This window comes from Nostoc sp. DSM 114159, from assembly GCF_053470285.1.
Map to the genome: position 1 here is coordinate 3,455,531 of NZ_JBPFEH010000001.1, position 20,551 is coordinate 3,476,081.

Genomic DNA, 20,551 nt, shown 5'->3' on the forward strand with positions numbered 1-20,551 from the left:
GGGATAAGGAAAAGGACAGGTAGTAAGCTGAAAATAACAACAAATCCAGCAACCTGTCCTATGTTTAGTTTAGATGCTTTGTTCTGTCATGTAGATGATTTCTGTAAAGCGTTTGAAGCTCAATGGCACAGAAAACTGTTAAATCATGGAGGAATAAAACGTGTAAGAGCGAAAAGCTTGTGTTTAAGTGAAATAATGACAATTATCATCGCTTTTCATCAAAATCACTACCGAAATTTCAAACATTTTTATTTGAATCAGGTGAAACAGCAGTGGAGTTCTGCGTTTCCAGGTCTTCCTTCTTATCAACGATTTATTGAATGGATACCATCAACTTTAATACCTTTATGCGTCTATCTGAAGCATTGTTTCGGACAATGTACGGGTATCGGCTTTATCGATTCAACCTGCTTGAAGGTATGTCATAATCGTCGGATTTCTCGGCATAAGGTATTTAAAGGTTTAGCCGCTCGTGGCAAGACTTCCGTGGATTGTTTTTTTGGTTTTAAGCTTCATATTGTTGTCAATGAGCTTGGTCAACTCTTAAATGTGACTCTTACTCCTGGTAATATTGATGACCGTAAACCCGTACCAGATTTACTGTGTAAGCTTTTTGGCAAAATATTTGGCGTTAGCGAAGCTTACCGAAGGTATCGCGGCTATGTTTCTGAAAAACTTGCTTCTCAGCTTTTGGAAGAGTTCGGAATCCAATTTTTCGCGCTTACCCCGTCGCAATATGAAGAATAGGCTGATGCGTCTTCATGACAAACTTTTGTCCCGTAAACGCTCAATTATTGAAACGATTAATGATCAACTCAAAAACATTTCTCAGATTGAACATTCTCGACACCGAAGCCCCGTTAATTTTTGCGTTAACGTTCTTTGCGGATTAATCGCTTATTGTCATCAACCTAAGAAACCTAGCCTTCAACTGGAGTGGCTTTTACCTCCTTATCTTTAACCCGAACTCAGGTTAATTAATGACATTTTGAGCCAGTAATTTTAGAGCAAAAGATCGCAAATTTGACCATAATTATTAATTTTTGTCTCTAAAAGTTAAAGATAATCTTAAAACGGGAATTCTCTATATAGATAAAAAAAGATTTGTAAATAAAAATAAGATTTATGTTGACGATCGCTGGTTATCGCATAAACGAGCTAATTTATTCGAGTTCCAATACCCTAGTACATCGCGCTCTTAGGGAATTAGATCGAAAACCAGTCATTATTAAACTACTGCGACACGATTATCCCAGCTTTAGCGAATTGGTGCAGTTTCGCAATCAGTATGCGATCGCCAAAAATCTCGACATCCCAGGCATTGTCCAACCGCTCAGTCTAGAACCATACCAAAATGGCTATGCTTTGGTAATGAAAGACATCGGTGGCATCTCCCTACGCGATCGCATCCAGGCTGCCCCTTTGAGTGTCGAACAATTCTGGCCCATTGCCCTGCAAATTGTAGATATCCTCCACCAGCTATATCAGCAACGGATTATCCACAAAGACATTAAACCAGCTAATATTCTGATTCAACCAGAAACGGGGGAAATTAAGCTGATTGACTTTAGCATCGCCTCCCTATTACCCCGCGAAACCCAAGAGATTCAAAACCCCAACGTTCTAGAAGGCACACTCGCCTATATCTCACCGGAACAAACCGGGCGGATGAACCGGGGAATTGACTATCGCAGCGATTTCTATTCTTTGGGAGTTACCTTTTTTGAACTACTCGCGGGACAGTTACCATTTCCATGTGACGAGCCAATAGAAATGGTTCATGCCCATATAGCGAAACAACCACCCTCTATCTGCGATTTCAATCCCGATCTACCCATCATGCTCGGTGAAATCATTCGCAAGCTGATGGCCAAAAATGCGGAAGAGCGCTATCAAAGCGCTCTCGGTCTGAAGCACGATCTGCTGCGATGCCAAGAAGAATATCATGTTGCGGGCAAACTCGCCTGGTTTGATTTAGGGCAACGGGATATCAGCGATCGTTTTTTGATTCCCGAAAAACTCTACGGACGAGAACAAGAAGTTCAAAGCTTGCTCGATGCTTTTGGCCGAGTTGCCAACGGAGCCTCCGAACTGATGCTGGTAGCAGGTTTTTCCGGTATTGGCAAAACCGCCGTCGTCAATGAAGTGCATAAGCCGATTGTACGTTGGTATGGCTATTTCATCAAAGGTAAATACGACCAGTTCAACCGCAATCTGCCATTTAGTGCCTTTATCCAAGCCTTCCGCGACCTAATGGGTCAACTTCTGAGCAGTGATGACGCACAGTTAGCTGATTGGAAAGCGAAAATCCTGGCGGCAGTAGGTGACAATGGGCAGGTACTCATCGAGGTGATTCCGGAACTCGAACAGGTCATCGGCCAACAACCCCCAGTACCAGAACTCTCCGGTAGTGCGGCTCAGAATCGTTTCAATCTGCTGTTCCAGAAGTTCATCACGGTGTTCACCACGCCAGAGCATCCACTGGTGATTTTCTTAGATGATTTGCAATGGGCTGATTCGGCTTCGCTAAACTTGCTGAAGCTACTGCTGACAGAACGCGATCGCGGTTATTTATTCGTCATCGGAGCTTATCGGGATAACGAAGTGTTCCCGACTCATCCCTTGATGCTGATGCTCGATGAGGTCAAAAAAGCCCAAACCTTTATCCACACCCTCACCCTACAACCCCTGAGCCAAGCCTATGTAAATCAGTTAACAGCAGATACGCTCAGTTGCTCAACCGAACTGGCTCAACCGCTTTCGGAGTTGGTCTATCAAAAAACCAAGGGAAATCCCTTCTTCCTCACCCAATTTCTCAAAGCACTGCATGAGGACGGCTATATTTGGTTTGACTTCCAAACAGGACATTGGCAATGTGACTTGGCAACGGTGAAGTTACTCGCGCTCACGGATGATGTCGTCGAGTTCATGGCACTTCAGTTGCAAAAATTGCCGATTGCTACCCAGACTGCTTTAAAATTGGCGGCTTGCATTGGCGCTCAGTTCGATTTGTCTACCCTGGCGATTGTCAATCAGCGATCGCCCGAAGATATCGCGCTCGACCTCTGGAAAGCCTTGCAAGAAGGCGTGATTCTGCCCATCAGCGATGTCTATAAGTTCTACCAACTATCAGAACTTCAGGTAGCAGAAGTCCAGCAGCCATTAACCTTTAACTGTTCCTATCGCTTTCTCCACGATCGCGTCCAGCAAGCCGCCTATTCTCTCATCCCTGACGAGCAAAAACAAACGACTCATTACCAAATCGGACAACTTCTGCTGCAACAAGTTTCCCCAGCCGCTAGAGAAGAGCGCATTTTTGAAATCGTCAATCAGTTGAACTATGGCACTACGCTGATTGGAAAACAACAGCAACGGGACGAACTCGCCCAACTCAACCTCACGGCTTGCCGCAAAGCCAGAGCCGCAACCGCCTATCATGCCGCCCGTGAATATGCCACAGTCGGGCTGCAACTGCTGGGAGGAGATGCTTGGCAACGGGAGTACGACATAACTTTATCTCTGCATGACTTAGCTGCCGAGGTTGCTTTTTTGGCTGGTGCTTTTGAGCAGATGGAGGAGTGGATTGAAGCGGTAATCGATCGTGCAAAAACGCCTCTAGAACGAGTGCCAGTCTATCAAGTCAGAATTCAGGCATTAGTCGCCCGCAATCAATTTGTCGAGGCGATCGCGATCGGTCAATCAGTCTTCCGGATGTTGGGCGTGAACCTGCCAGACGAACCAACCCTAGATGATATTCGCCTCCTGAAGCAAGAAATTGATGCTTTAATTGAGGGTCGCGCCGTTGAGTCATTCATTCATCTGCCGAAAATGACCGATCCGCAGCAATTAGCAATTATGCAAAATGCGGCGCGGCTGACACCAGTTTGTTACATGTCCGGCACAAAGCTTTATTTCCTAGTTGTGGCACTCCAGGTCAAATTATCGATTCAATTTGGCAACAGTCCGGTTTCGGCGTTTTGCTACGTAGGTTACGCCTTCCAACTGAGAATGCTGTGGAGCGATATGTCAAAAGTGCCTCAGTTTGGGCAATTAGGATACCAACTCGCCTTAGAACCCGATGCCAAAAATATCCGAGCCGCGACTGCTATGTTAATGGGGGCTTATGTGGGTTCTTGGACAATCCATCTGCAAGACACCCTGCCCATTCTACTAGACGGATATCAAGCCGGGTTGGAAACTGGCAATCTAGAATTTATGGGTTACGATGCTCAGTTGTACTGCTTCAATGCGTATTGGTACGGTCAACCGCTCGCTGAACTCGAACCCCAAATTCGTGCCTATTACCAGCAGTTGTCCGACCTCCACCAAGTCACGGCAGCAAACTGTGTATTGGCTTACTGGCAAGCGGCGCAAATTCTCTTAGGTCAGTCAGAACAAGAAATTCCCTTACGCCAGGATGCCTACGAACAGAAAGTTCTGGATGAGGCAAAAGTCGATTTTTACCGACTATCCTTCTTTTACCTTTATCGCTTCACCTTAAATTACTGGCTGCAAGACTTTGCCAAAGCCCAACACGATGCCGCTCAAACGCGACATTATTTAGCCGGCGGGATGGGAAGTATCGTTGAACCAATCTTTTATTTCTATGATTCTCTGACCATGCTGGCTCATCCTGGTGAATCAATTTCCCCGTCAGAACCGCAATGGCAGCGAATGGAAGAAAATCAAGCTAAGTTAAAAGATTGGGCAGATTATGGCCCCATGAATTACTTGCACAAATATCATTTAGTAGAAGCGGAAAAATATCGCGTTCTCGATCGCAAAACCGAAGCTATAGAATTTTACGATCTGGCGATCGCGGGTGCCAAAGCCAATGGCTATTCTCAGGAAGCAGCCCTTGGCAATGAACTGGCGGCAAAATTTTACCTGGATTGGAACAAAGAGCGAATCGCCCAAGCTTACACGATCGAAGCTTACTATGGCTATGCTCGCTGGGGGGCGAAAGCCAAACTCGCTGACTTGGAAACTCGCTATCCCCAACTGCTAACTCCCATCCTCCAAGGGGCGCAGACACCACTCTCTATTGACGAAACCTTATTTTCCACTGCAACTGTCACCTCGACTAGTAGTTCCTCCACGAGTCTTTCTGATTCCCTGGATTTGGTTGCCATCCTCAAAGCGTCGCAAACTCTTTCGGGTGAAATCGAGCTTGAGCCGTTAATTGCTACTCTCTTGCTGACGGTAATGCAAACCTCTGGTGCGACGCAGTGCGCTTTGATGTTGAGTGAGCGGCAAAATCTCACAGTTCAGGCGAGGGCAGAACTTACGGCATCGCGCCAAATCGAAACGCAGATTTTGCATCCAACCCAGTCGCTTGTCGAGAGTGGTATAGTGCCGATCGCTCTGGTAACAAAAGTCAAACGCAGCTTGCAGCCTGCTGTAATTAGCAACGCTGCACAAGAGCCGCTATTGCTTGGCGATGCGTATATCCAAAACCAACAGCCCAAGAGTCTGCTGTGCAGCCCAATTCTGCAACAGGGCAAGCTGCTGGGCATAGTCTATCTAGAAAATAACCTGACAACAGGAGCCTTTACCCGCGATCGCGTTGAGGTGCTGAATCTGCTGTGCGCCCAAGCTGCGATTTCACTGGAGAATGCTCGTCTCTATCAGCAAGCCCAAGCATATACTCAACAACTGGAAGAATCTCAGCTTCAGATTGTGCAAGGCGAAAAAATGGCGACTTTGGGTAACTTGGTGGCTGGGGTGGCTCACGAAATTAATAACCCAATTGGCTTTCTCAACGGTAGTATTAACAATGCCAAAGATTATGTAAAAGACTTATGTGATTATTTACACATTTATCACCAGCACCAGCCACCTACGGATGCGGTGGCCGAATTAGCCGAAGAACTTGACCTGGAGTTTATGTTGGAGGATTTACCCAAATTAATTGACTCGATGAAAGGTGCAACCGATCGCATCAAAAGCATTAGTACGAGCCTGCGTACCTTCTCTCGTGCCGACACGGAACACAAAGTTAAAGCCAACTTGCACGAAGGGTTAGATAGTACGCTGTTGATTCTCAAGTATCGACTCAAAGCCAATGAAAATCGGCCTGCCATTAAAGTTATCCGCAACTACGGTAATATTCCTGAAATTGATTGCTTCCCCGGTCAACTTAACCAGGTGTTTATGAACATTCTGGCTAATGCGATTGATATGTTCGATGAAATAGCACAGCAAACAAGCTTTGAAGAGTTAGAAAATCATCCCCAACAAATCGCGATTTCCACTGCATTATTATCCGAACAAAATGCGGTTGAAATTCGTATTTCTGACAACGGTAAAGGCATGAATGAATCAGTTAAATCTAAGATTTTCGATCGCTTGTTTACTACTAAAGAGGTTGGCAAGGGAACGGGGTTAGGTTTAGCGATCGCCCGTCAGATTGTCGTCGAGAAACATGATGGTCGGCTGGAAGTTCAGTCCCAATTGGGACAAGGCTCTGAGTTTTCTATCTCCCTCCCGGTTCGGGGTTAAATCAACCATCGCTGCGGCACAGTACAACAACTGTGTTGCAGCCGACAGTTTATACCATTTCACTGATGCTCTGCTATCACGCCACCACCAATCATCGACACTAAAAAGCGCCCCCCTTTCTGGAGAGCGCCTTTGATTTTATTTGACGCGATCGCTGCTATTAACCGTTGATCGCAGGAGCAGTCAGAGCAACAGGAGCGGAATCGCCAGCAGCCAAATCCAGAGGGAAGTTGTGAGCGTTACGCTCGTGCATAACTTCCATACCCAAGTTAGCGCGGTTGATCACATCAGCCCAAGTTGAAATCACACGACCTTCAGAGTCAATTACTGATTGGTTGAAGTTGAAACCGTTCAAGTTGAACGCCATTGTGCTTACACCCAAGGCGGTGAACCAGATTCCGATTACAGGCCATGCTGCCAGGAAGAAGTGCAGTGAACGGCTGTTGTTGAAGGAAGCGTATTGGAAGATTAACCTCCCGAAGTAGCCGTGGGCTGCAACGATGTTGTAGGTTTCTTCTTCTTGACCGAATTTGTAACCGTAGTTTTGAGATTCGGTTTCGGTGGTTTCACGAACCAAGGAAGAAGTTACAAGAGAACCGTGCATCGCAGAGAACAAGCTGCCGCCGAATACACCTGCTACACCTAACTGATGGAAGGGGTGCATCAAGATGTTGTGTTCTGCTTGGAAGACGATCATGAAGTTGAAGGTTCCACTTATACCCAAGGGCATACCGTCGCTAAATGATCCTTGTCCGATCGGGTATACCAAGAATACTGCACTTGCTGCTGCAACAGGTGCTGAGTAGGCGATCGCAATCCAAGGGCGCATTCCTAAGCGGTAGGATAGTTCCCATTCACGACCCATGTAGCAGAATACGCCAATCAGGAAGTGGAAAATTACCAATTGGTAAGGACCACCGTTGTACAACCACTCATCAAGAGATGCTGCTTCCCAAATGGGGTAGAAGTGCAAACCGATGGCGTTGGAGGAAGGTACTACTGCACCAGAGATGATGTTGTTTCCGTAAATCAAGGAACCTGCTACTGGTTCGCGGATTCCATCGATGTCTACTGGTGGTGCGGCGATGAAGGCGATTACGAAGCAAGCGGTGGCGGCTAGTAAGGTGGGTATCATCAATACGCCGAACCAACCGATGTAGATCCGATTGTTGGTGCTGGTGATCCATTCGCAGAATCGATCCCATACATTGGCGCTTGAGCGCTGTTGTAAGGTTGCTGTCATGGTTTTATGATTGCGGTTGTTTATGAATCAGGCGGTAAAGTTTTCGCCTGTGAAATTACTTTACACCGCTTTACAAAAATTAATCAAGTGCTAAGAATTTTGTAGAGTCAATAAAAATCATTAGCTTTACTTATTTAAGAGCTAGATGAGTGTCCAGAATCAGAGATAAAAAAAGAGCGATCGCTGCTCTACTCCATGATGCTATAGTGCATTATCGCCACCGCCCATGTAGACTCGTTCTCGACAGACGTACCGCTAGAACCCAACATCAGGGAACCAAACCGTAAAAGCGCCACCTACAGACAAATCTTCGACTCACTGACGACACAATCCGAAAAATTCTTCTCTCGCCACAAAACTATCTAAACCAACACTTGATGCAAATGGTTAACTCTAGTAAGCAAGAAGAATCTCAGGTGACACAAGGTAGATTTGGGCGTTAGTCGTGGCGAAATATCGCATACCAGTTCAATTACATACTGGACTTCTTGGCATTTGTCGGGGTAAAGGGGAGGGCTTTCAAGGGCAGGCTTTTAGGCTTTCGATAAATAGTTGAGAATGTTCTCAATTATTGAACGTAGTTTTAAGTTCTCAGACAATGGTTTTGGTTTTAAAATTCCAAAAATTTGTCTAATCAAAAAAACCTGCCCCAGAAAGAAAGGGGAGGGTGGGGTCCCAAGAAGGGGATAAGGGGCGGGAGAAAAGGGTAAAGAAACTCAAAATTCTTTCCCTTTAACCAAAACCTTTTTCCTAAGAGTGCAAAAATATATTTTTGCAAGAGGTCTACTATTTATTATGTAGTCTAGTTATTAATCTACACACTACTAAAAAAACAGAGTATGACAATCTTACAAGTTGTAGATAAAGAGTTTTCAGAAGTTCCCGTCATTGATATTAGTCCATTGGTTTCTCAAACTAGCAACTCCAGTGATGTAATTGCAGACCAAATTAGACAAGCTCTCCATGATTACGGTTTCTTCTATATCGTCGGACATGGAGTTGATGAGCAATTACAAAAGCAGTTAGAACATCTCAGCCAACAGTTTTTCGCGCAGGATATAGAAACAAAACTGAAGATTCGTATGGCTCTTGGTGGTAAAGCATGGCGAGGATATTTCCCCGTGGGTAATGAGTTGACATCAGGTAGACCGGACTTAAAAGAAGGTATTTACTTCGGTACAGAACTAGAATCAGACCACCCACTTGTGAAAACTGGTGTACCAATGCACGGTCGAAATCTTTTTCCATCGAATATTCCCCAATTTCGGGAAACAGTGCTGAATTATATAGATTCAATGACCAGACTTGGACACACCCTAATGGCTGGTATTGCTCTAAGTTTGGGGTTAGAAAAGTCCTACTTTGCAGACCGTTATACAAAAAACCCATTGATATTATTTCGGATTTTCAATTACCCTCCTCATTCATCATTATCTGAATCTAAATGGGGCGTTGGCGAACATACAGATTATGGAGTATTAACTATACTAAAACAAGATAATGTCGGTGGATTACAAGTCAAATTAAAGTCTGGTTGGATAGATGCACCTCCTATTCCTGGTTCATTCGTATGTAACATTGGGGATATGCTCGATCGGATGACACGAGGACTGTATCGCTCAACACCCCACCGCGTTCAGAACCGATCGACAAGTAGTCGCTTATCATTTCCATTTTTCTTCGATCCCAATTTCAACATTGAAGTCAAACCCATTGAATTGAACGGCATAGTAGTGAATGACGATCGAAGCGATCGCTGGGATAAAGCCAGTGTCCACGAATTTCGCGGGACTTATGGCGATTATCTTCTGAATAAAGTCTCCAAAGTATTTCCAGAATTGCGCCAAACAGTGTTCTAGAGTGCTGTTATACCATTTCACGAAAAATCTAACTTGATTCAAATGTTGAGCTATTTTTGCTTGCTTTAGTCTAAACTCCAGGATGTAACACTATGGGCAATAGTGTTATATCTATCTTTTGCGCTAGTCAGCCAGTCGGTTGCTGAAGAGTGAAAACCGCTAATTGAGCGGCGAAAGCCCGCTTGAAGGCGGGCCGCGCTTCGCCACGGGCGACATAGGTAGAGAGATTCGGATAGTCGTCGAGCATACCAGAGTCTTTCAACCTGAGCAGCACTTCCACCATCATCAGGTCGCCTGCGCTGAATGCGCCATCAAGCCAGTCGGCATCTCCAAGGTGACTGGAAAGTTCTAAGAGCCGGTCGCGGATGCGACCTTCGACGACACGCAAGCGCTGCTCATACCAAACTTGATCGCGCTCTAAGTACGTGGCGATTTCCCGATCGACGATTGGCGGCTCCATTGTGTTAAGTGCGGCAAACATCCAGGCGATCGCTCGCGCTTGACTATTGGCATCGTCTGGCAACAGCCCTGTATGGCGCTTTGCGATATGGAACACGATCGCCCCCGACTCGAACAGGGCGAGATCGCCTGACTCATAGGTTGGAATTTGCCCGAAAGGATGAAGCGCACGGTGCGCGGGTTGCTTCATCTCACTGAACGAAACAAGACGAACGTTGTAAGGTTGCCCCACTTCTTCGAGCGCCCAGCGAACGCGCATGTCACGCGCCAGTCCCTTGCCGCCATCAGGCGACCGTTCAAAGGCGGTAATAGTGGGTGTCATTGTCAGGGTCATGGTGATTTCTCCTTTGGGTCCAATTTTCTGCTTTGGGTGTGTGTTCTGTCCGGCAAGAACAACGCTACACACGGTTACAGCAGAGGTTACTTCATGTTGGACTGCATTGGTAAGGGGAGCAATCTATCAATTTATTGGTAATATTTTATCTGGTAATTGTCACTGAACACAAAAGTGGGAAAGACATAGCAAGACGATCGCCAGTATATTTAACTGAACTATCAGAGCGATCGCTTGAAGGTTGGTATTTTCTCTTGGGCGAAGGTGGCAAGACCAGCTTCGGGTGCGATCGCTCAACAGCCTGTGGTGCGAACTCCACAATTCCGTAATCTGAACTGATAATGCTGGCGAAGCACTCTTGAACATAACAGGATAAATCGCATTGCTCAAAAGAAATAATTGCTACGCCAAGTACCCGATTGTTAACAATTCAATAACTAATTACAGGTGAATATCCACTTTTCAGATATTCACCTGTTCACTAATTCAAGCATTAAAGCTATGTATTCATATCTGGTTTTTGTTGATGCTGTTCGCAACGTTTTTAGTGACATTTGTAAATCAGCTTGGCGTTAAAGTATTGTGAGAAAATTCCCGAATTAAAGAAGGAGGAAAACTATGGGAAAGGTCATTGTTAGCTCTTGGGAGTCGGAGGAGTATGGACACTCTACCCATCTGGAGGAGGAAATAGTTTTCTGGCTTAGTTGATATTTTCGTAAAAGAGTTAGCCACCCTTAAACCAATTCGCAATTCGCAATTACGTTTTGTAACGTGGATTTAACCCCAACACAAAACCTGTTACCCTTCTTAGGCAGGGGAATTAAACCCCAAACTTTGTTAAAAATTAATCCGACGATAGATTTCAGTCAGGGGAATTTCTATGTTTAAACTGTGCAGAACAATCGTCCGCTCGAGGTGAGAGTGAACTTGCCATAGCCAGCGATCGTTACTATTACGATCCAAGTTGTGATACTGCTCAATGTAGGGTTCAGTTTGGCTTACAAGCAGATATTCACAAAAGCTGGCAATCGAGCGATATTTTCTGAACTTTTCGCCGCGATCGTATGCCTCGGTAGAGGGCGATAAAACTTCGACAATAAGCATTGGATTAAGAATTTCATCATTGCGTAGACGCTCTTGCGGCTTGTCGTAGACATTGCCATTGAACTCTGGTTCACCATTAACAACCATCAAATCGGTATAAGTCCCACACTGATATTCAGGAATCCAAACTCGCAAGTCGCTATTATACAAGCGAAAATCGGTGTCTCTTAGTAAAAATCCCAAGTAAATTAAGAAGTTGCTGGCGATGTCTCACGACAAGCCGCTTCGCGTCTACGCACTGTGAGATTCCGACCCTCCCGACATAGTAATAATCTCTCCGTTACGGTATTCACGGCGTTCGGGGTTGGTTTCTTCCATAGCCCGATACTCGTCTAACGTGAGGCGAGTTGTTATTACATCACAGAGACTGGTTTGAGCAAAGACCACAATCAACCTCTTAGATAATTAGCTCTAAAACTATTATCAGCAACAGGAGGAAGAATTGCCAATTTCATGAGAAATTATGATTTAAAGCACATTTACTAACTTAACGAACAAACTTGAGACTTTCGACACTAAAGCTAAACATATCAAAAAAAAGTAGCTTTTTACCGAATTTGAAATGCTACTGTGAAAAATAGTTATATTGCGATCGCCTTCGGTGGGTGGTTACGCCATCGCCAAATTCTTGGCAATTCTTCGTTATGTCTATATTTGAATATGGTATTAATTAATGCTCATCTCTGCTAATAGCCAAATTCCTTTTCCCCGTTCCCTGGTTTATGCTACCTATCGGGACAAACTAGTTGAGCTAGTTCCCTATATGCCAAACGTGCGCGACATCGAAGTTAAATCACGTAGTGAAGTAGGCAGTAATATTTATACTGTTAATGAGTGGCATGGTGGTAGCGAAATTCCAGCAGCAGCAAGAGTTATCCTTAGTGAAGAGATGCTCTCGTGGACAGAATATAATACGTGGAATCAGGCTCTGTTTACAGTTGAATGGCGTATTGAAACTCATGCTTTCACAAAAGCAGTCAAGTGTTCTGGCAAAAATCGCTTTCTGTCAGATGGGAATACGACAATAATTGAAAGCCGTGGTGAACTAGCGATCGACCCAAAACAAATCAATGGAGTACCATTCTTTCTCACAAGTACAATTGCTAATGTAGTTGAAGATTTTTTAGGAAAAAATATACAACCTAATCTACTAGCAATGAGTGCGGGAGTGTGCCAGTATCTAAAACAAAATGCCAGAGATTAAAAGTCAGGATATCAATTAGTAGAGTGTTGATCGAGAAGCTAACTACTGTACCTTTGCTGTACTTGCCAATTCTAGCCATCGACTCAATTCTTTTTGGTTGATGATACGTAATTTAGAAAAAGTCATACGGCGTTTAGATGCCCAACGGTATCTGACTTTTCCCGTTAAGTCATGAAACAACGAAGTAGCAGGAGTTTTAGACTAGACTTTATTCTGAATAACTTAGTATTAGTGATAATAATTCACGAGAGAATAGGGCTTTGGGCTAGGGGTGTAGTAAGCATTGGCGCAGCCCGCACAACTCTTGGAGACGCTACGCGTAGCTTGCTTCCACGAAGTGGTACGACAAGGCTCAGTGACCATCGTAGACATCGCTCAATCAAGGAGATAACGGGAAACGTATTATGTTTACGTCGTCTATAAGACTCGTATTTGATTGCGTGAAAAAAACTCAGTACACATTTATTCCTTCTTCCCTGTTCCCTGTTCTCTCCCTATCGCGCTTGCGCTGCGCTTCTGTGCGAGACGCTTTGCGAACGCGCACCACGCAAATAATTTCTCCGGATAAAAGCGGATTCCTATAGTCGTCTAAAGATTTACTTTATAAATGGTCTCTTATGGTTGTAAAGCCTACTTATGAGTTATAAGTTATGATTTATGAGTTTTATTTCTAACTCCTAATTTCTAACTTTTTACCTGTACCGATCGTGAATCTACGCTGCCTGATTCCAATTTTTGATAGTTCAGTCTCCAACTGGGCATTAGAAGCGCGGTTGTTGCGCTGGTTAACGTTGATTTGGCTGTTCGTCGGCTTGATCATGCTATTTTCAGCATCATATCCTGTTGCTGATGCTCGTCATAATGATGGTTTGTACTACTTTAAACGTCAACTGCTTTGGGTCTTAGTTTCCTTAATCGGATTCAATATTATTGTTAATTCGCCGTTGCAGAAAATTTTGGGACTATCCCATTGGTTTTTGTTGCTGTTTTTGGGGTTAATTTTTGTCACACTGATCCCAGGATTGGGAAGAAAAGCTTTTGATGCAGCGCGTTGGATTGCGATCGGGCCAATTCCGATTCAACCCTCAGAACTAATTAAACCCTTTTTGGTGCTGCAAAGTGCGCGGCTTTTTGGTCAATGGGAACGAATTAGTTGGCGGGTTCGCTTCGCTTGGTTGGGCGTTTTTGGTTTGGTACTTTTAGGAATTCTTGCCCAGCCTAACTTGAGTACAACGGCACTTTGCGGCATGACTATCTGGCTAATTGCTCTTGCAGCTGGCTTACCCTACAAATACTTGGGAGGAACAGCAATTGGTGGAGTGATGTTGGCAATACTCAGTATTAGTATTAAAGAGTATCAGCGTAAGCGGGTGATGTCATTCCTCAATCCTTGGGCAGATGCTACAGGAGATGGCTACCAGTTGGTGCAAAGTCTACTAGCTGTGGGTTCTGGGAAAACTTGGGGAGCTGGATATGGGCTTTCTCAACAAAAGTTGTTTTATTTACCAATTCAAGATACCGATTTTATTTTTGCGGTGTTCGCTGAAGAGTTTGGCTTTGTTGGCAGTATGGTGTTGTTGGTACTTTTAGCTACATTCGCTACTCTCGGATTAGTTGTGGCGCTGAAGGCTAAAAATATAATACATCGATTAGTAGCGATCGGTGTGACGACTTTGATGGTGGGACAATCATTGCTCCACATCGGTGTTGCTACAGGTTCTCTTCCGACTACTGGCTTACCTTTACCGATGTTTAGTTATGGTGGTAATTCTATGATTGCCAGCTTAATAGCTGCTGGGTTGCTAATTCGGGTAGCACGTGAGAGTAGTGAAGCTGAGGTAGTACCGTTGCGAAAACCTCAAGTTGAAAATGGGCGCAGGCGCCGAGCTTTTCAGAAAAATAGGAATTGAGCGAGCAGGAAGCAGGACGGCAACCTTGATGCTTAACTGTGGTAAGATGATGGCTCTCAGTTACTTAAGTCAAAGAATCAGCTGTGAGTAAAATCATTTTTGTGTGAATAAAAAATGACTAAATTAATGCGTAATGTATATGACACTAGTCTTACTGACTCCTGGGCAAGTAGACTTAGAAAGAAACGTTTCTCTTTGTTCACATCTATATTAGACTCACTACCCTCTGATATAAAAATACTCGATGTTGGAGGAACAGTAAGCTTTTGGGAGAATTTAGGTTTTTTGAATGAAGAAAATAAACAGGTAAAAATTACTCTACTAAATATAAAATTTACTGAAACAAGCTCAACACACCCACAGATCAACCAAGTTGTTGGAGATGCTACAAACATGGTAAATTTTCAATCCGATGAGTTTGATATAGTCTTTTCAAATTCAGTGATTGAACATGTAGGAGATTATGATAAACAGTACCAAATGGCCACTGAAGTAATGCGAGTAGGAAAAAGATATTTTGTTCAAACACCTAATCTTTTTTTTCCGATTGAACCCCATTTTGTTTTTCCTTTATTTCAATTTCTTCCTATAAATCTTCAGGTATGGCTACTAACCAATTTTGCTCTTGGATGGTTTGACAAGGTATCTGATAAACAGCTGGCTAGAAGGATAGCTAATTCAATTAAGCTGCTGAGTAAGAGAAGATTCCTGAATCTGTTCCCCAAAGCGCAACTTTATGAAGAAAAGGTTTTCGGTTTAACTAAGTCTTTTATAGTCTATGGAGAATCTCCCTAAGAGGATGTTTTAAAAGTATTTTTGGTAACATCAAAACCCTCGTAACCTAACCCCCCAGATCCTCTTCCCTACAAGGAAATGGGTGTTTTAAAGCCTCTCGACCTTTCGGGGAAAGGAATGGAAGTAGCGTTTTGAGTATACTTTACTACTTTTAAAACAACCTTTATAAGCCTAACAAAAAATCTTGGACGAAGGGAAAGTGATATAGTGGTTCTCGAGCAGATGGGTGACAAGGTGCAAAATATGAGCTTTCCCTACTTCTTATTTTCAAGACAGCCTTCCTTCGATAAACCTTACCTCAGAGGTAAGGGAGTCTTAAATGGGCTATTATTAGGTGGAATTGGGTTAAAGCTAGGTATAGGAGTAGGCTCTACTTTTTTGAGGACTGTGATTGCAAATCCTCTTTGCTGGGGTTGTTGCTTACCAGATATATCATTGACTAGCAGTCCGATTTGAGCGGGGAAGGCTTGATTTACTGGAAACTTCGTTGAACCAACTGCTGGAACGTCATTGCCGTATGGTAGAAGTTTAACCTGAATATTTTCTCCCTCTACTCTCCAACTCAGAATAGCAGATGTTCCTTCATTGAGAACCAAATTTGGTTGTTCGCTACCGTTAATTTTGAAATAGACAATCTTAAATGGTTTGGGTAATATTGGAATTTTTGATTCAGCTTTTTTAGAACTGATTTTATCGCTTCCATTGTTAGAAACAGCTTTGATTTCAAATGCAAAACTTCCCACTTTATTTGCTAACAAAGGAATATTTTTACATTGCAGTTGTTGATTTTGCTGTATACATAGTTTTTTAATTTTAGGGTCTGTAATATTGCCTTGATTAAATTTGTAAGTAACTGGTTCGCCATAAGATGTTCCATCATCTGCATTGCCAACAACTTGTAGTTGTGACAGCAATAATGGGCGTGCAATTGTCCAACTAAAAAGAATATTTTCACCTTTTGTGTACTGGGGCTTATCTAGCTGAAAATTAACTACTGATGCAATTGGTTTTTCTGCAATTTCTACTTGGGTAGTTTGCGCTACTACTTGGTTAGTTCGGGAAAATATTTGTATACCATTGCGATAAAAGGCTTGTAATTCAAAAGTGTAATTACCTTTTGTTTTCACTCCAGTTTTTACGTTGCTACAAATTAACTCTTGTTTGTCTTGTACCTGACAAGGAGGGATTTCATTAGCACTTCCTTTACCCAGTGTTTCAGGAATGCCATTGTTAAAGTCATAAGTAATAGGCGCAATAGGTTGGGAACCTTTAGCCGTCAAAACTAACTTTTTTAACTGTTTATATTGATGAATTTCCCAGTTTAAAGCTACCTCATCACCTTCAGTAATTTGAGAGTCATTTGCACTAAAATTTTCTAATCTTAAAGGATCGGGGTTTAAAATTCGCCAAATAATAAATCCTATGCCTCCCAATAACCCCAAAATTGCTAAAATTAATAGAAGAAATTGCCACCAAGGACGGGGTTTCCATACCAAAGTTCCTTGAGGCAGTGTGTTCGGTAGGGGTAAATTTTGTTGGTCTTTGACATCGAGTTGAAAGTTGATCGCTAGCCCTGTACCAAACCACGGTCGTCGCCACCAAGGTTTGGGTTTGACCGTCAAATTAGCCACAGCACTTCTATTAGGTAATAATCTGACTTCCGTAGGATCGAATTTGTAAGTATATAGTTCTTCTTCGTCTCGACTTTTTAAGTTTAATATCAGTTCGCGGACAATATTGCCCTGGTTAGCTAGTGATAATTCGTACTTGCCAAGACTACGGCTAACTTGTCCCAAGATGGTATTAAGTTGTATATCTAAGCGATAATTTGTCGGAATTTGGATATATACCAAATCCAGTAGTACTAAATCTGGAGAGTTTTCTGAATACAAGCGGATTGTCGGAGAATAGCTTCCCGCAAGGGTATCCCCAGGTGGGTGAAATTTCAATAATATTTGACCTTGAGTACCAGGATTGAGTTCTAATGCAGTCACGTCAGACACTAATCCTGGCCCCTCAAATCCAGTTGCAGGATAATTAATTGTGAACCAGTCATCGTCTAAATCTGGACAACTCAAGCGGAATCTATCTACGAGATAAGAGCGATTGTCAACTATTATCTCTACTTGCAGATACTCACTAGAATTGAAAATTAACGGTTTGTTGGGGTTGGTGTTAGGTCTAATGGAAAATGTCGGGTCGTTCACCCGAATTGCGGTCTGTTCTTTTAGCAGAACCTTAATTTGGTTTGGGAAGGTTATGGGAGTATCTTGTGGATAATGTAGAGGAGAATCTACGACTAGTGTATAGTCATAGGTTCCTGGAAGAGCATTTGCGGCAATTTGAAACTCAAATCTTACTTCGTCACTATTTTGCCCTGGAGCTAATGCTAAACTTTCTCTAGGAGAACTAGACCAACCAGTTAAATTTTGAAATACTTCATCAAAAACAAAATATAAGTCAATAACCGCGCTTTGATTTCCCTGATTGATTACAACAATATAAAGTTCAATGGTATCTCCTGGCATCCCAAATTGAATTCCAGGTGGGTTGATAATAACTTGCAGTGGATTGAATTTAGCTTGCATGTCATTGATTCCCTTATTTGATGCGGTGTAATTTGACCTGAAAATCTTCACCACCACTCACAATCATGGTTCCTTGATTGGTTTTCAAGTCGATACTATTGATTTTTTTAGAGCTTTGGTAAATTGTTTTACCTTCTGCTGCTCTTGTTTTGTCAAGCTTATGTTCGGGAGTTAAGTACCACACTACGACTCGTCCATCATCGCCACCACTTACTAAGAGACTACCATCGTCACTAAATGCTAGAGTTCGCACAGATGTTTTTGATGCTGACCAACGGTCTAGTTGTAAACAATTAAGCTCATTTACTTTTTCTAGCGGATTCGGATTTTTGATAGTTTGACACTGATTTAAATCCCAAATGGTAATAAATCCCGCAGAATCAGAAGTTGCGAGGATTTTTCCTGTTGAGTCAGGAACAAAAGCTAATCCCCAAATATAATCTTCAGGACCAACTAATGGGTCTAGTTTTTCTAGATTTTGCACCGATAAACTTGGGAATTGTTTATCAGATTGAGTTTGATTCCACTGCCACAATATAAAACGCTTAAAGTTTCCAGCAATTACTAGAGTTTTTGCATCTGGGCTAAGATTTAATGCCCGGACTTGGAAACCTGAGAGTTTCAATCTACTTTGTACGTCAATAACTTGCGGTTCTGGCAGAAAATCGCTGTTAGGCACTGGTCTTGACCATAGTCTCACTTTACCACTGCCATACCCACTGAATAAGTTAAGTGAGTTTGAGGTGAAAGCTAGGTCAAAAACGCGATCGCCTTTTGCTTTAGGATCTTTAAGGTCTTGAAGTTGGCTAATCTTGGCACCTGAAGGAACATCTCTAAGTTCAATTACACCATTATCTAAACCAACAGCAACACGATTATTTTGTAACGGCATGAAGCGCAAGACTTCTACAGCATCATCGGTAATGGTCATCAAGCCTTTGGGCTGTTGCAGTTGCTCACAAGCAAGGGGCTGCCCAGCGTATCTTACTGTATCATCAGGGTCTAAACTATCAGCACCAATTCTCCAAAGTCTTAAGGTGCAATCATCTGACCCACTGACTACAGATAAACCAATGCCACTAAAACGCACTGAGTTTACAGAACGCGTATGCATTACACCTCTTGGTTGCAGGATTAATGCGAGAAGTGCGGCTAATAGTGCGATCGCAGCCAATTGTAGCCATAAAGGTATAATTGGCAGAGTCTTGACTTCTAATGTCTGCGTGGCTGGGTCTGTACTTCCTAAACGTTGGTCGGATAATTCCGATTTAGCCTCCAGCAACAAAGTTTTGCCGATTCCAATCCAAGGACGTTTTGTTTTAACATCGAGGATGACTTTACTTGTCTCTCCTAGATGAAGATTGGCAGTTTCGGGAAGCTTTTTAAAAGTGCATTTTCGCCAGTCTCTACCCTGCACCTGCACATTAATTTGTTGATTGAGGTTGCTAGCGTTTTTAAATAGTAATTCAAAGGAAGCTGTATCAGATTTCCAGTCAGGCAACCATGCCGATTTACTGGGAATTTTCAGGTGTTTTTCGGTGGTAGTAAAGTCTATAAAACCCACTGGCAAAACTTCAATATTGCCTTCAGCATTAGTTGGATAACCATTATTGCTAACAGCTTCAATAGTAAAAGGATAATTTTGACTGGGTGCTTGCACTACAGAAGGAGGTTGGCATTGGAATGTAGCTTCTGCTAAACCACCTGCATCTAAGGGTAATCGCCGTTCTGCACTGCCAGCCAGCCAAGACGGATCGACGCCTGTAAAACGTAGCATTACCTCAGTTGGTTGTTGCCCCAAGTTCCGCACCCGTACTGGTATATCAACAGAATTACGGGGATAAACTTGGAACTCTCGTACAGGTAATTCTACACTTAAATGTGTTGGTCTGTTGTCTCGCTCGATTTTCAGGCGCAGCACAAGTCTGGACTGTTGTGCTAATTGCGGTGAAAAAATGTTTACCATCAGGTTGACAGTACCAACAAATCCCGGCATGGGTGTATTGAATACGAACACTTGGAAGATGGTACTACTGCCCGGTGGTTTGGCTGCCGCTACCTCTGGTTCGAGTCTATACCAGCGATATCCTGTGTTGCGGATTTCTCCGGCGGCGGTAATTTCTATTTGAAAATTGACGAAGCGATCGCTGTCATTATTGACAGTTACCTCAAATGATACAGGAGTATCACCTGGACGAAAAGTTAGGTTTTGAGTAGAAAGGCTGGCATTAATAACACTTTTTTCCATGTTATTACTTATAATATTTTTTTATATTCTGCATGACTAGCGCTATTAAAAAATTAATGTCTCATAAAAACGTGACAATAGCTTTTTTTCTTTGATTATTGAAATTTATATACTATTAAATATTGTGTAATAAATTGGCCAATTTATAAAAGTCATTTTCAAAGGCGATCGCTAATAGAGATACAGCAGAATTCATAATTCAGAATTCTGAATTCAGAAGTAAAACACGCTTTATACCTGGGTAACAGACTTATTGCTTGTGTACCTCACCAACTTGAAATCTGCTGTATGAGCCAAAAAGAATGT

The 20,551-nt window shown here is 43.0% G+C and carries 12 protein-coding genes and 2 pseudogenes; 8 read left to right on the forward strand and 6 right to left on the reverse strand.

Annotation, left to right across the window (positions count from 1 at the left end; genetic code table 11):
* Positions 1-60: 60 nt before the first annotated feature.
* Together ACR5KR_RS14220 and ACR5KR_RS14225 are read left to right on the forward strand one after the other, a co-directional pair.
* Positions 61-961: pseudogene (locus ACR5KR_RS14220) on the forward strand (IS982 family transposase).
* 164 nt (positions 962-1,125) lie between these two features.
* Positions 1,126-6,501: a trifunctional serine/threonine-protein kinase/ATP-binding protein/sensor histidine kinase gene (locus ACR5KR_RS14225; protein ID WP_448266979.1), complete on the forward strand. Its 5,376-nt coding sequence runs from the start codon at positions 1,126-1,128 to the stop codon at positions 6,499-6,501.
* Positions 6,502-6,661: 160 nt separating this feature from the next.
* On the opposite strand, the gene psbA is transcribed toward ACR5KR_RS14225, so the two are convergent.
* Positions 6,662-7,744, reverse strand: a complete 1,083-nt coding sequence (gene psbA, locus ACR5KR_RS14230; protein ID WP_448266980.1) for a photosystem II q(b) protein — start codon at positions 7,742-7,744, stop codon at positions 6,662-6,664.
* A 210-nt stretch (positions 7,745-7,954) separates the two neighbouring features.
* On the opposite strand from psbA, the pseudogene ACR5KR_RS14235 reads away from it, so the two are divergent.
* Together ACR5KR_RS14235 and ACR5KR_RS14240 are read left to right on the forward strand one after the other, a co-directional pair.
* A pseudogene (locus ACR5KR_RS14235) lies at positions 7,955-8,107 on the forward strand (AIPR family protein); the annotation flags it as partial.
* Between the two features lie 476 nt (positions 8,108-8,583).
* Positions 8,584-9,603, forward strand: coding sequence for an isopenicillin N synthase family dioxygenase (locus ACR5KR_RS14240; RefSeq protein WP_448266981.1), 1,020 nt, complete (start codon positions 8,584-8,586; stop codon positions 9,601-9,603).
* 127 nt (positions 9,604-9,730) lie between these two features.
* On the opposite strand, the gene ACR5KR_RS14245 is transcribed toward ACR5KR_RS14240, so the two are convergent.
* Positions 9,731-10,396, reverse strand: a complete 666-nt coding sequence (locus ACR5KR_RS14245; protein WP_445631812.1) for a glutathione S-transferase family protein — start codon at positions 10,394-10,396, stop codon at positions 9,731-9,733.
* A 134-nt stretch (positions 10,397-10,530) separates the two neighbouring features.
* Between ACR5KR_RS14245 and ACR5KR_RS14250 the strand changes: the two genes are divergently transcribed.
* Positions 10,531-10,725 carry a hypothetical protein gene (locus tag ACR5KR_RS14250; RefSeq protein ID WP_448266982.1) on the forward strand — a complete coding sequence of 65 codons (195 nt, stop codon included), beginning with the start codon at positions 10,531-10,533 and terminating at the stop codon, positions 10,723-10,725.
* 508 nt (positions 10,726-11,233) lie between these two features.
* Here the strand turns inward: ACR5KR_RS14250 and ACR5KR_RS14255 are convergent.
* Both ACR5KR_RS14255 and ACR5KR_RS14260 read right to left on the reverse strand, forming a co-directional pair.
* Positions 11,234-11,707, reverse strand: coding sequence for a Uma2 family endonuclease (locus ACR5KR_RS14255; protein ID WP_448270195.1), 474 nt, complete (start codon positions 11,705-11,707; stop codon positions 11,234-11,236).
* 24 nt (positions 11,708-11,731) lie between these two features.
* A complete protein-coding gene (locus ACR5KR_RS14260) occupies positions 11,732-11,887 on the reverse strand; it encodes a hypothetical protein (RefSeq protein ID WP_448266983.1) in 156 nt (51 codons plus the stop codon).
* Between the two features lie 286 nt (positions 11,888-12,173).
* On the opposite strand from ACR5KR_RS14260, the gene ACR5KR_RS14265 reads away from it, so the two are divergent.
* From ACR5KR_RS14265 to ACR5KR_RS14275, 3 genes are all read left to right on the forward strand, one after another.
* Positions 12,174-12,704 (forward strand): hypothetical protein, encoded by a 531-nt coding sequence (locus ACR5KR_RS14265; protein WP_445631808.1) that lies wholly within the window; start codon positions 12,174-12,176, stop codon positions 12,702-12,704.
* 707 nt (positions 12,705-13,411) lie between these two features.
* Positions 13,412-14,614 carry an FtsW/RodA/SpoVE family cell cycle protein gene (locus ACR5KR_RS14270; protein ID WP_448266984.1) on the forward strand — a complete coding sequence of 401 codons (1,203 nt, stop codon included), beginning with the start codon at positions 13,412-13,414 and terminating at the stop codon, positions 14,612-14,614.
* A 114-nt stretch (positions 14,615-14,728) separates the two neighbouring features.
* On the forward strand, positions 14,729-15,409 hold the full coding sequence (locus ACR5KR_RS14275; protein ID WP_445631806.1) for a class I SAM-dependent methyltransferase: 681 nt from the start codon (positions 14,729-14,731) through the stop codon (positions 15,407-15,409).
* Positions 15,410-15,702: 293 nt separating this feature from the next.
* Here the strand turns inward: ACR5KR_RS14275 and ACR5KR_RS14280 are convergent, their stop codons facing one another.
* Together ACR5KR_RS14280 and ACR5KR_RS14285 are read right to left on the reverse strand one after the other, a co-directional pair.
* Positions 15,703-17,997, reverse strand: a complete 2,295-nt coding sequence (locus ACR5KR_RS14280; protein WP_448266985.1) for a COG1470 family protein — start codon at positions 17,995-17,997, stop codon at positions 15,703-15,705.
* 13 nt (positions 17,998-18,010) lie between these two features.
* Positions 18,011-20,245, reverse strand: coding sequence for a hypothetical protein (locus ACR5KR_RS14285; RefSeq protein WP_448266986.1), 2,235 nt, complete (start codon positions 20,243-20,245; stop codon positions 18,011-18,013).
* Between the last annotated feature and the right edge of the window lie 306 nt (positions 20,246-20,551).

Excerpts from the sequence above, each read along its gene's own strand:
- psbA (WP_448266980.1), bottom strand. The coding sequence starts at position 7,744 with ATGACAGCAACCTTACAACAGCGCTCAAGCGCCAATGTATGGGATCGA.
- ACR5KR_RS14285 (WP_448266986.1), bottom strand. The coding sequence starts at position 20,245 with ATGGAAAAAAGTGTTATTAATGCCAGCCTTTCTACTCAAAACCTAACT.
- ACR5KR_RS14275 (WP_445631806.1), top strand. The coding sequence starts at position 14,729 with ATGACTAAATTAATGCGTAATGTATATGACACTAGTCTTACTGACTCC.
- ACR5KR_RS14265 (WP_445631808.1), top strand. The coding sequence starts at position 12,174 with ATGCTCATCTCTGCTAATAGCCAAATTCCTTTTCCCCGTTCCCTGGTT.
- ACR5KR_RS14225 (WP_448266979.1), top strand. The coding sequence starts at position 1,126 with ATGTTGACGATCGCTGGTTATCGCATAAACGAGCTAATTTATTCGAGT.
- ACR5KR_RS14240 (WP_448266981.1), top strand. The coding sequence starts at position 8,584 with ATGACAATCTTACAAGTTGTAGATAAAGAGTTTTCAGAAGTTCCCGTC.
- ACR5KR_RS14280 (WP_448266985.1), bottom strand. The coding sequence starts at position 17,997 with ATGCAAGCTAAATTCAATCCACTGCAAGTTATTATCAACCCACCTGGA.
- ACR5KR_RS14245 (WP_445631812.1), bottom strand. The coding sequence starts at position 10,396 with ATGACCCTGACAATGACACCCACTATTACCGCCTTTGAACGGTCGCCT.